The sequence below is a fragment of the Psychromonas arctica DSM 14288 genome (assembly GCF_000482725.1).
Classification (GTDB): domain Bacteria; phylum Pseudomonadota; class Gammaproteobacteria; order Enterobacterales; family Psychromonadaceae; genus Psychromonas; species Psychromonas arctica.
Genome location: NZ_KI519481.1, coordinates 146,640 through 158,800 on the forward strand (window position 1 = coordinate 146,640; position 12,161 = coordinate 158,800).

General features: G+C 36.8%; 11 protein-coding genes. 7 read left to right on the forward strand and 4 right to left on the reverse strand.

What is annotated here, in order from left to right; translation table 11 throughout:
• From lolA to serS, 4 genes are all read left to right on the forward strand, one after another.
• Positions 1-615: an outer membrane lipoprotein periplasmic chaperone LolA gene (gene lolA / locus H592_RS0117550; RefSeq protein WP_028869921.1), complete on the forward strand. Its 615-nt coding sequence runs from the start codon at positions 1-3 to the stop codon at positions 613-615.
• Positions 615-1,943 carry a replication-associated recombination protein A gene (locus H592_RS0117555; RefSeq protein ID WP_028869922.1) on the forward strand — a complete coding sequence of 443 codons (1,329 nt, stop codon included), beginning with the start codon at positions 615-617 and terminating at the stop codon, positions 1,941-1,943. The genes lolA and H592_RS0117555 overlap by 1 nt, the downstream gene beginning before the upstream one ends.
• Before the next feature lie 159 nt (positions 1,944-2,102).
• Positions 2,103-2,489 (forward strand): fluoride efflux transporter CrcB, encoded by a 387-nt coding sequence (gene crcB / locus H592_RS0117560; RefSeq protein ID WP_028869923.1) that lies wholly within the window; start codon positions 2,103-2,105, stop codon positions 2,487-2,489.
• An 8-nt stretch (positions 2,490-2,497) separates the two neighbouring features.
• Positions 2,498-3,784 (forward strand): serine--tRNA ligase, encoded by a 1,287-nt coding sequence (gene serS, locus H592_RS0117565; RefSeq protein ID WP_028869924.1) that lies wholly within the window; start codon positions 2,498-2,500, stop codon positions 3,782-3,784.
• A gap of 381 nt (positions 3,785-4,165) precedes the next feature.
• Here the strand turns inward: serS and H592_RS0117570 are convergent, their stop codons facing one another.
• The 4 genes from H592_RS0117570 to rdgC form a co-directional block, all read right to left on the reverse strand.
• On the reverse strand, positions 4,166-4,369 hold the full coding sequence (locus H592_RS0117570; RefSeq protein WP_028869925.1) for a YaeP family protein: 204 nt from the start codon (positions 4,367-4,369) through the stop codon (positions 4,166-4,168).
• Positions 4,370-4,721: 352 nt separating this feature from the next.
• Positions 4,722-5,138 (reverse strand): SulA-like leucine-rich domain-containing protein, encoded by a 417-nt coding sequence (locus H592_RS0117575; protein WP_037072090.1) that lies wholly within the window; start codon positions 5,136-5,138, stop codon positions 4,722-4,724.
• A 302-nt stretch (positions 5,139-5,440) separates the two neighbouring features.
• Positions 5,441-6,619, reverse strand: coding sequence for a formate-dependent phosphoribosylglycinamide formyltransferase (gene purT, locus H592_RS0117580; protein WP_028869927.1), 1,179 nt, complete (start codon positions 6,617-6,619; stop codon positions 5,441-5,443).
• A gap of 425 nt (positions 6,620-7,044) precedes the next feature.
• On the reverse strand, positions 7,045-7,953 hold the full coding sequence (rdgC, locus tag H592_RS0117585) for a recombination-associated protein RdgC (RefSeq protein ID WP_028869928.1): 909 nt from the start codon (positions 7,951-7,953) through the stop codon (positions 7,045-7,047).
• A gap of 535 nt (positions 7,954-8,488) precedes the next feature.
• On the opposite strand from rdgC, the gene H592_RS0117590 reads away from it, so the two are divergent.
• Genes H592_RS0117590 through H592_RS22720 form a run of 3 tightly spaced genes read left to right on the forward strand, consistent with a single transcriptional unit; the run spans position 8,489 to position 12,084 of the window.
• On the forward strand, positions 8,489-10,459 hold the full coding sequence (locus H592_RS0117590) for a TonB-dependent receptor plug domain-containing protein (protein ID WP_169727671.1): 1,971 nt from the start codon (positions 8,489-8,491) through the stop codon (positions 10,457-10,459).
• Between the two features lie 9 nt (positions 10,460-10,468).
• Positions 10,469-10,918, forward strand: a complete 450-nt coding sequence (locus tag H592_RS22715) for a YfiR family protein (protein ID WP_051369241.1) — start codon at positions 10,469-10,471, stop codon at positions 10,916-10,918.
• A complete protein-coding gene (locus H592_RS22720) occupies positions 10,918-12,084 on the forward strand; it encodes a sensor domain-containing diguanylate cyclase (RefSeq protein ID WP_051369242.1) in 1,167 nt (388 codons plus the stop codon). Before H592_RS22715 ends, H592_RS22720 begins: the two co-directional genes overlap by 1 nt.
• Positions 12,085-12,161: the final 77 nt, after the last annotated feature.

Consider the following 12,161-nt stretch of genomic DNA (forward strand, 5'->3'; position numbering starts at 1 on the left):
ATGAAAAAAATATTATTTATTACAGTATGTCTGATCAGCTCAATGTTTCAATTTGCCTCAGCACAAACAGATAGCGAATTATTACAGCAAAAACTGGCTAAATTTACGACTATTGATGCAGACTTTGTACAACAGGTGATCAATCCAAAAGGGGAAGTGATCCAAAAAAGTTGGGGAACGCTAGCCATTGCACGTCCTGGTAATTTCCATTGGCAAGTGACTCAACCTGATGAAGAATTGATTGTTTCAAATGGACAAGATATGTGGTTATATAGTCCATTTATTGAGCAAGTTACTATCATGAACTTTTCAGATGCAATTGCAGGCACACCCTTTGCGTTATTATCTGGAGCAGATTCTGCACAATGGGCCCAATTTAGCGTGGTTAAAAAAGACCACCAATTTATTGTTAAAAGTAGCGCCCCAAAAGCATCAACGAATACGTTTATTTTTATCTTTAATAAAGACGACAATGTCAGTGAATTCGTTGTTCAAGAATCACAGGGACAAAAAAGTGTATTTACCCTGTCAAATAATAAAAACAATAGTACATTTGTGAAGGATTTTTTTGAATTTAAAATACCGAATGGTATTGAGATAGATGATCAACGCTAATGCAGGATTTATTTACTATTGATAATCAATTTAAACCCTTGGCCGCACGAATGCGGCCAAGTAATTTTGACCAGTATATTGGTCAATCTCACCTCATCGCAAAAGATAAACCGCTGCGTAAGGCCTTAGAAGCTGGATTTGCTCATTCCATGATTTTATGGGGACCTCCTGGTACCGGTAAAACCACTTTGGCTGAGTTAATTGCTGAATATTGTGATGCCCATGTAGAGCGATTGTCTGCGGTCACATCCGGTATTAAAGAAATTCGTGCGGCTATCGACATTGCCAAACAAAATCAATCAGCTGGTCGGCGTACATTACTGTTTGTAGATGAAGTACACCGCTTTAATAAGAGCCAGCAAGATGCTTTTTTGCCTTATATTGAGGACGGGACATTTTTATTTATTGGTGCCACTACAGAAAATCCGTCCTTTGAACTTAATAATGCATTGCTGTCTCGTGCGCGTGTTTATCTGTTAAAAAAATTATCACAACAAGAGATTATTGAAGTGATTGAGCAAGCCTGCCAAGCTGAACACGGCCTTGCTAGGCAAAACATTGTATTCGCTGAAGGGGTATTAGATAAGCTCGCACAACTAGTGCAAGGGGATGCAAGAAAAGCGCTCAATTATCTAGAGTTGCTTGCTGATATGGGACAACAAACAAAAGATAAATTACTGATCGATACTGGTTTATTAATGGAAATAGCGGGTAGAGAAGGCGTTAGCTTTGATAAACAAGGCGATCTTTTCTACGATCTCATTTCTGCATTTCACAAATCCGTGCGTGGTTCAGATCCCGATGCTGCTTTGTATTGGTATGCGCGCATGTTAGCAGGTGGTTGCGACCCTTTATATGTAGCACGACGTTTATTAGCGATTGCCTCTGAAGATATTGGCAACGCAGACCCTCGCGCAATGCAGGTCGCAATGTCTGCGTGGGACTGCTTTACCAGAATAGGCCCCAAAGAAGGGGAAAGAGCAATTGCTCAAGCAGCAGTTTATTGCGCCTGTGCGGCTAAAAGTAATGCCGTTTATAGTGCCTTTGCAAAGGCTAAACAAGCTGTTGAAGCCTATCCGGATCTCGAAGTTCCTCATCATTTACGTAATGCGCCTACCGAATTAATGAAATCATTAAATTACGGTGAAGGTTATCGTTATGCCCATGATGAAGTAGGGGCTTATGCTGCCGGTGAAGTGTACTTACCGGAAGCTTTGCAAGGCATTGAGTTTTACCAACCTGTTGAACGTGGTCTAGAAATTAAAATTGCTGAAAAATTGCGCTATTTAAAAAGTTGTGATCAACGTAGCGAAAAACAGCGTTATTGATAATGACCTTGTTAAGGTCCGGGCTGACTTAATGAGAACTGCTTTAATGTGAACAGATTCAAGTGAATAAGCTTAATAAGTGCAAGCGGAAAAATGAACAAGCATAGCTGTTGCACTCAGTAAGTTGTTAACAAATAAGAGATGGATAAAAGATTTATTATGAATAATTTATTGCTGAATATCGGCTTCGTGGCTTTTGGTGGCGCATTTGGCGCAACTTTCCGTTATTTAATTGGTATTGGCATAGTTAGTCTCTTTGGAAAAGGTTTTCCTTTTGCTACACTTACGGTCAATGTGATTGGCTCGCTGATAATGGGATATATATTTCAGTTAGTTCAACAGGGAACAATTTCTACAACGCCGTGGTGGCCATTAATTGGCGTTGGTTTTTTAGGTGCATTAACAACTTTTTCCTCATTCTCATTGGACAGCTTATTGTTGATCCAACAGGGGGAGTTACTTAAGGCACTATTAAATGTGGTATTAAATGTAGTGATATGCTTATTTGCAGCGTATCTAGGTACTTTATTAGTTTTAAAAGGTTAGGAAATAACATGCTAGACGCAAAGTTTTTACGTAATGATATCGAACAAACTGCCGAGTTATTAAAAAAACGTGGTTTTGATTTAGAGGTAAGTTTACTTAGTGAATTAGAAGAAAAAAGAAAATCACTTCAAGTCTCTACTGAAAGCTTGCAATCAGAGCGTAATACGCGCTCAAAAGAGATTGGTCAAGCGGCAAAACGTGGTGAAGATATCAAACCATTACGTGAAGCGATGAATGAGTTAGGTGAAGCTTTAGAAAAAGCAAAAGAAGAATTTTCTGTGGTCAGTGACCAACTTAAATCTATTTATGACATGATCCCGAATTTACCACATGACTCTGCGCCGATCGGTAAAGATGAAAGTGAAAATGTAGAGGTATTAACCTGGGGTACGCCTAAGCAATATGATTTCGAAGTAAAAGATCATGTTGAATTAGGAGAAGCATTAGGCGGCTTAGATTTTAAATCAGCGGTTAAAATCTCGGGTTCTCGTTTTATTGTGATGCAAGGCCAAATAGCAAAATTACATCGTTCTTTAGCGCAATATATGCTTAATCTTCACACTAATGAACATGGTTATACAGAGATGTATGTGCCTTACCTAGTAAATGCTGATAGCTTATACGGAACTGGCCAATTACCTAAATTTGGCGATGATTTATTTAATACAAATCCAGCGACCGAAGAAGGCATTGGCATGTCATTAATTCCAACAGCTGAAGTGCCATTAACAAATATGAGTCGTGATGTTATTTATGATGAAACTGATTTGCCCATTAAAATGACTGCACATACACCTTGTTTCCGCAGCGAAGCAGGTTCTTATGGACGTGATACACGTGGTTTAATTCGTCAGCACCAATTTGATAAAGTTGAAATGGTACAGTTAGTCCATCCAGAAAAAAGTTTTGATGCGTTAGAAGAGTTAACAGGCCATGCAGAGCAAGTTTTAAAGAATTTAGAATTGCCGTACCGTAAGGTTGTATTGTGTACTGGCGACATGGGTTTCAGCGCGACTAAAACTTACGATTTAGAAGTATGGTTGCCAGCGCAAAATACTTATCGTGAAATTTCATCTTGTTCAAATGTTGGTGATTTCCAGGCGCGTCGTTTACAAGCAAGATTCCGTCGTACCGGTGCTAAAAAGCCTGAACTACTACATACACTTAATGGTTCTGGTTTAGCCGTTGGACGTACTTTGGTAGCGGTTTTAGAAAACTATCAATGCGCCGATGGCCGTATCGAGATACCTGCAGTGTTACAGCCTTACATGGGTGGTTTGACGCATATTGGCTAACCTATATTAGGTTACTCGAGTATTTATTAAAAGAAGCTTCGGCTTCTTTTTTGCTTTATGGCATTCGCTGGCTATGGAGTAATCGCAAATAATTGAGTTAACCCTGAGCATTGAGTCATCAAAAACTATTGAAGTTGAATACAAGAGCGGAATGCTCTTTTTAACCAGTAAGATTGATCAGTTAGTGAGCTGAGTTGGTATTTTAGTTGTTTTTTACTATGCCCGTTACCATTGTAAATTACTGCCTCAGTTCAGCTGGCTGACATATTGAATAGTATTGGGTGTGATTTTTTATATCGAATATTCTGATCGCCAGAAACGAGTTTATTGGTATTCTGGCTTACTGATAGTCTAGTTAGCTGGTTGTCTATTTTTTACAGCTTAATTCTGATCATCATAATCGCTGAGTACTAAATTGGCCGCTGCAAATGCAGCTGATTCTCTTGTTTTTTCTGGTATAGCTGTGTCATTAGCAATTTGATCTAATGTTTTAATCGCACAGGTAATTGCTTTAGGAACATAGGCTGTGTCGCCGCTGCCGATCAGGCCTATTAATTGTTTAGTTTTATCACTGTATGGATACATTTTATCTTCCTAATTAATTGTTTGTTATTAATGAGTGATAGGCAAAGTATCACTGTTTAAATATCGCTATAGCTAGTTTGCAGCAATTATAACTAACTATCATCCTCAACAACTGATTTTAATCAATGTAGGCATCAGAATTCAGTTATTAGTATTCAATTATTAGTATTCAGTTATTAGTATCTAGTTATCATGCAGTTATTAGCATCCTGCTTAGTGTTAGCACTTTGTAATTTGTGTTGAATATCGATGTCTTTGGATCTTTAATTTATTTTATCCGCTGATCCTGTCGCTTATTGATATTTTTATCTTGAATGATAACGGGTATAAACAGGTTGAATGCACTATACGTTTAATGTTTACAGTAAATAAAACAACTGGTATTTGTTAACTCAGCGTCTGCTTCAATATTTAATTGTGTTTGCTCTGATAGCTCGTTAACCCAAGTTACCACCGTACAGTAATTGTTACTTTGAAGTAATGTTGATAATAATGATAAATTATCGGCAACTTTATTCGCGTCGATCATTAACATTCTGCTTTTATCTATGCCTGCGTTTTCAAAAAATTGAGTATTAGGTTTTCCTGGAGGAGCTAAAAATAAAATCCAACCCTGATCACTCCCTTTTTGTATATGCTCTAGCAACGCTTGGTAATCATTTTGTTGGTATTGCACATTAACTAATGCACTTGAAGTTAAAGGGCTTTGATCATAATTGTGTAATAAATAGGGAGTAGTGTGCGTTGTTTTAATTAATCTTGATAACATATGATTCACCTGTATAAATAAACACTGTATGTAACAACAGTACTTGTGTTTGAACTTATGATCAAGCTTAATTTGTTAGCTTTGCTTATTTTTTGTGTGCTTTGTTTGATTTTTAAACTGTTTTTGTAGAGGAATAGAAGAAGGTAGTACTTATGATGCTAATACAGTGGTGGTGTTATAAAGGGATCTGATGAAAGGAAAAAAGCGATATGCATCTGCAAATCGCTTTAAAAATCTTATTAGTTTTCTAGTAGAGTATCTATTTTATTATTAATGTTATTATTAAGTCATAGATTGATAACTTAATAAAGTACCTCAACTGTTTGACTTACTAATTTAGCGTTAGCGATTGCTTGCTCTATATCTTGCCCACGTGCAATAGCGACGCCCAAACGACGACTTCCGTTAATATCAGGCTTTGCAAATAAACGCATTTGCGCACCTGGTACTTTGCCTAAAGCATCGGCTACGTTTGCAAACTTAATATCTTGAGAGGCGCCATTCCCTAAAATAACACTTGAAGCAGTGGCACCGTATTGTGTGATTGCTCCGATCGGTAATCCTAGTATGGCTCTTACATGTAAAGCAAACTCGGAAAGATCTTGAGAAATAAGTGTCACTAATCCTGTATCGTGTGGTCGGGGAGATACTTCACTAAAATAGACTTGATCGCCTTTTACAAAAAACTCCATACCAAATAAACCAAACCCACCTAATTCAGTCACCACTTTAGTTGCAATCTCTTGTGCTTGTTGTAGTGCTTTTTCTGACATAGCTTGTGGCTGCCATGACTCACGATAATCACCATCTTCTTGTCTATGGCCGATAGGCGCACAAAAATGAATACCATCAACAGCACTTACTGTTAGGAGTGTGATTTCATAATCAAAGGGAACAAATCCTTCAATAATAATACGACCTTTACCAGTACGGCCACCTTGTTGTGAATAAGTCCACGAGTGATCTAGGTCTGCATCTGTTTTTACAACACTCTGGCCTTTACCTGAACTACTCATTACAGGTTTAATAACACAAGGTTGTCCAATTTCTTTAACAGCCTGTAAAAATTCTTGCTTAGTATCAGCAAAAATATATGGAGACGTTTTCACTGCTAATGTTTCAGCTGCTAAACGACGGATACCTTCTCTATCCATGGTTAATTTAGTCGCTCGTGCGGTAGGTACAACATTAAAACCTTGGCTTTCAAGATCTAATAATGTGTCAGTTGCAATTGCTTCAACTTCTGGAATGATAAGGTCAGGTGCTTCTAGGCGGATGATCTCAGCTAAACGTTTTCCATCTAACATGCTGACCACATGCGAACGATGTGCAACTTGCATAGCAGGGGCATTGGCGTAGCTATCTGCTGCAATAACTTCAACACCAAAGCGTTGTAATTCGATAGCGACCTCTTTACCGAGTTCTCCTGAGCCTAATAGTAAGGCTTTAGTGGCACTTTTGCTGGTTGCACTTCCTAAAATTGAAACTGTCATTTAATTCACTCTTATATGGATGAAAAGAAGGGGGTAAATCATATTTTCAACTCATGTATAAACACTGAGTCACGGTATTATATCCGTTAGGCTGGCAACTGTATGCGTAGAAGCTTTTAACTTCATAGCTTGTTGATTTTGGCATGCTGGATAATAACGGGTATAGTTAACCTCAGTTCTGGATAAGCAAAGCAATACAACACCTTTATTTTCGCGGATTTCTTCGTTAAATTATCTCTCAATAACCAGTTATTGCTTCAATAATTCGCCTTGAACTACGCAAAACTAACGGCACTGTATAGCCCAAAAATATAATCTTATGATTTTAAATATAATGCCGCTTTTATTAACCAGAATTGAGGTTAGTTAAAAAAAAGCCCAGGTTTTAAACTGGGCTGTAAGATGTTGGAAGGTTATAAAGTTTGTTCGCCACCAAAAATACCGATTAATGAAGGCACAAGTTGTTTAATCTCCCCGGTCATCAGTATAAAATCAGCATCAAAGCGAGCAGCAAAATCATCTGCTTCAATATGTTCATTTTGTTCTTGTAATACATCAGAAAATTTAAGTCGTTTTAAAGCAAACTCTTCACCAATAACAAATGAAATACTGTCGGACCAATTGAGTGCTAGTTTAGTTACAAATTTATCAGAGTTGATATGATTTTTAATTTCTTCAGACAATAAATCTTGCTGCTTACAACGAATGATACCGCCGCCTTCTAAGGCTGAACAAAGTTCAGCTTCATCTTCTAGTTGGTAGTGGGCTGGAATATTGCCTTCTAATATCCAATCAGTCATTACAACGTCAGTTTGATTTTGTAGCTGTACAGGTACCACGGGTAAGCTACCTAGCGTTTTTCTTAGCAAAGAAATCAGTTCTTCTGCTTTACGTGTACTTGAACAATCGACGTATAGCATATTTGTTTCATTATCTATCCACGCATAAGTCTGTGAAGTACGGCTAAATGCACGTGGCAATAATTGCATGACGATATCTTCTTTCAGGCTGTCTTTTTCTTTTTTCTTTAATGCACGGCCTTGTTCTAACTCGATCGCTTCCACACGCTCATTTAATTGGTCTTTAATTACACCTGCAGGCAGCATTTTTTCTTCTTTTTTAAGACAGATTAAAATTTGCTTTTGATGAATGTGGGTATACATACTACCGCTTTTCCCCATTGGAAATACCCAGCCTAACTTTGAAATATCTTGGCTTCCACAAGGTTTAAATTTAAATTCTTCTAGGTTTCTTTCTAGTGCATTGTCATCTTGTTCCATTGGACGAGTGAAACGATAAACTTGAAGGTTTTTGAAAAACATGGACTACACCTTAATGTATGAAAAATAAAAGAGAGCATGAGTGTAAATGATTTTACAGTCAGCGGCAAAATTTGATGGTATGAAGCTATATATTTATAGTGATGAGCGGTCTATCTATGTTGACGTTTTACTTTAACTGATTCACCTTATGATCAATGCTATATTTTTAAGTAAGATGCAGACGCTAACATTTAACTAATTATTACCCATTATTTAGTATAAAACTGTATTAATTTCCTTTTATTGGTATGCTAATACTCGTATTTAGTTTTTAAATTTTAAATAAATAAGAAAACGTTTTGTGGCGGTAATTCTAATATTTACCATTGCCTATAAATTAATGTTGATTAACCTAATTTTCTAATCTATTTAGCTGTTTAATCAACTTTGCTTACTACATCGTTTTAGATAAAGTCATCACTCACAATTATGTACTTTATAAGGATATAAAATGGGTAACTATCTATAATAGATACCTTTTTAAAAATGGAATTTTAATGCGAACTATAATTGAGTACCAGCAATGGTAAAGTTAGTGAATATTAATTGTTATTTGAAAGCAGTATTTTTGCTATTCAATCTTTTACTTCTCCCCAGCACATTCGCTGATTCAACATCACAATTAGATGATCTCACTAGTCTTGATTTTGATGACTTGATGGCAGCAGATATACAAACCACTTCAGCGATGAAACGTTTGCAAAGTATGTCTGAAACTGCAGCTTCAATTTATGTCTTAACTAATAAAGAGATCCTGCAGTCAGGTGTGACTTCTGTGGCGCAAGCGTTAAGCTTAGTGCCCGGTATGCAAGTTCGAAAAATTGATAATAATCAATGGGCGATCACGGCTCGTAGTGTTGCAGGTCGTTATTCAAGTAAGTTATTGGTAATGGTTGATGGGCAGAGCATTTATAACCCAGGATTTGCTGGCGTATACTGGGAAGCATTAAACCTTCCTTTGTTTGACATTGAGCGTATTGAAGTGATTCGAGGTCAAGGTGGATTATTATGGGGAAGTAATGCAACCAATGGCGTGGTTAATATTATTACCAAACATAGCGTGGATACTCGAGATACTGTCGTACAGTTAGCGAGTGGCTCAAAAATTGATCATAAGGCCGATTTTAGGGTGGGTGGAGATTTAGCCAACTATAGCTCCTTTAGAGTCTTTGGTGGTATTGAAAAAGTAGATAAATCGACAAAAAGTTATGAGGCTATTGCTCCTAATGATCACAGCCAAAAGAAAACGATTGGAGGAAGAATTGATTTAAATTTAAATGATAATCTCTCTTTCTTGGCTCAAGCTGATTATACAAAGATCGAAATAGGGCAGAATATGCACCAAGCCAATTTGAATTCATATATGAAAGAATTTGCGGCCGATGAATATTCACGTGAACATATACAACTGATGACAAGGTTAGAGCATCGACTTTCAGCTGATTCTAATCAAATGTTACAAGCATCAATTAGCTCTCAGCAAGGTAATCAAACTAATTATAAAGATGACTTTTTGATTACAGATATTGATTATCAAATGAACACATTGATTAATCATATACAATTTGATTGGGGAGTGAACTATCGTTATAACAACATTGACGTAGACGATAGTGATTATGTTAAAAATATTAATAATATTAATACTTATCACCATTATGGTGGATTTGTTCAAGCGCAATTCACATTAATACCCGAGACGCTTAAGTTAATTGTTGGTAACCGCTCTGAAAAAAATAGCTTTACTGGCTGGGGGCATCAGCCGATGGCTCGTTTATTATGGACTCCGGAATCAAAGCATACCTTATGGGCGGCAATTTCACAGGGTATCCGCATACCTTCCTTTGCAGAATACAATGAAAGATTACTATTATCATCTCCCTTTGGAATACGCACAGAAGTTATTGGTAATCCTAATATTGAAGGAGAAAAATCAATTTCTAAAGAGCTGGGTTATCGTTATAGTACTAAATCTTGGTGGGTAGACCTGTCTCTGTTTCATACTAAAGCCCGTAATGTATTATCGATTGCTCCCAGTGTTAATGATACTTTTTCATTAATCAGTCTTGACTTTGTATCAGGTGGTAAATTAACCACTTATGGTGGAGAAGCGGTTATTAAATGGCAGCCTTACGAGAAATTAAGCACCGAGCTTGGCTACAGTTATACTTATTATAACAATCATTCATCAGACGATTTAATACCTGCTTTGGGTGATGATACTTATTTACGCCAACTTATTGCCAAAACTAGCTTTCTATTAACTCCAGCGCACTCATTTTCAGTGATTTATCGTCTAGAGAGTGGGGATGCCTATGGTACAAAAGATTATAGTGTATTTGATTTAAGCTGGCATTGGCAGGTATCCCCTTCAGTAATGTTATCATTTACTGGGAATAATCTGCTTTATGGCAAGCACGCTGAAGTTGGAAATAAAGGTGAACTATTTACCATTAGCACGTATATTGAGCCAAGTTATTCCGCTCAAATCACTGCAAAATTCTAGGTCAATTGCATGTTGAGACTTACAGCACAGTTTACTTTAACATTTTTAACCTTGATGCTAATTCTATCAACAACAGCGAAAAGTTATAACCTTTGTAGTTTTGATACTGAGTTTGTAGAAGCGGCTAAACTTACACTTAAAGATTTAAGCGTAAGGAAGGTACCGGTAGAGGTTCGTTTTTTAAGAGCTGATATTGAAGAGATAGCGGGTTGTCATACCTTATTCATTTCAAAATATGATATAGCTAAATGGAATGATCTTATCATTAAGGGTCTTATTCCTAATGCCATGTTAGTTGGCGAATTTAATAATTTTATTTTATCTGGTGGTCATATCAATTTTTTTATCGTTGGCGGTAAAGTCCGTTTTGAAATAAGTCCCAATAAATTGAAACGATCAGGTATTAATATGAGTTCTAAAGTACTTCGCTTAGGTCGAATCTATAAAGGTCCATTGTAATGCCGTTACAACGCATATTGTTTAGATCATTGAAAGCCAAACTACTTGCGATGTTGATGTTAGTCGCTTTTTTTAGCACTATTTCCATTGCCTCCATGTTCACTATCTATGAACTCAACGCAGTGACTAACGCCGAACAGTCTAGGCTTAACTCAATCGCTAATATACTGGCCCCAAATCTTACCGCAGCTTTGATTTTTGAAGATCAAGCAAGTGCTACAGAACAAATTAAATCTCTTCAGGGGCAAAGTAATATTGTTAGTGCTCAAGTAGAAGACATGAAAGGAAATGCTTTTGTTTCTGTTGTTGCAGCAAAGGACAATACCACACAAATATTTACGGACTTAATGGTGGTTAAAACAACACTGCAGATGCAGGGGATTGTGTATGGCGTATTGACGATAAAGGCTGATTACTCGTTAATTGAACAGAGCTTATTATTTTTTAGCACTTTTTTACTGGTTATTTTAGTACTCATTTTAGTGCTCAGTTTTATTTTGTCGTTATTTTTACGTAAAAGCCTCATTTATCCACTTACTCAGCTCGCTGCCGTCGCAGACAGGGTGACTAAAACCAATAATTATAGTTTACGCTCACAGGTGTTATCGAGTGATGAAGTAGGTAATTTAGCTTCCTGTTTTAATTTGATGTTAGAAACCATTGAACAACGGGATCATTCTTTAGAAGAAACTGTTCAGCAGCGAACAACGGCGTTGAAAGTGGCTAATACACAATTAACCACACAAGCCTTTAGTGACCCTCTCTCTGGTCTGCCTAATCGGCGTTATATACTGAATAAACTAGCTGACTTGATTGAATACGAAAAAGATAAAAGTTTTGCTGTATTAGCACTAGATCTCGATGGTTTTAAAGAAATAAATGACACCTTAGGTCACGACTACGGTGATTTACTGTTGATTGCAGTGAGTAAATCTATTGCAAGTGTGTTGACTGATTTTGAAATATTAGCGAGATTAGGGGGAGATGAATTTATTATCTTAGTGGAAAATGTAATCAACTTATCTGATATAGACACTATCTCTATTGGTATTCATGAACATTTATCAAAAGGATTTGTGATCAAAGGTAAGCATGTATATGTCACCACCAGTATCGGTATTGCAATTTTTCCTGATCATGGAGAAACGGTCAGGGCTAAATCATGAAAAGCCTAAAAAATGAACAGCGTTTTTATAAAAATAAAGTGACAGATATCGCACGATCATTCTTATCACAATGATCG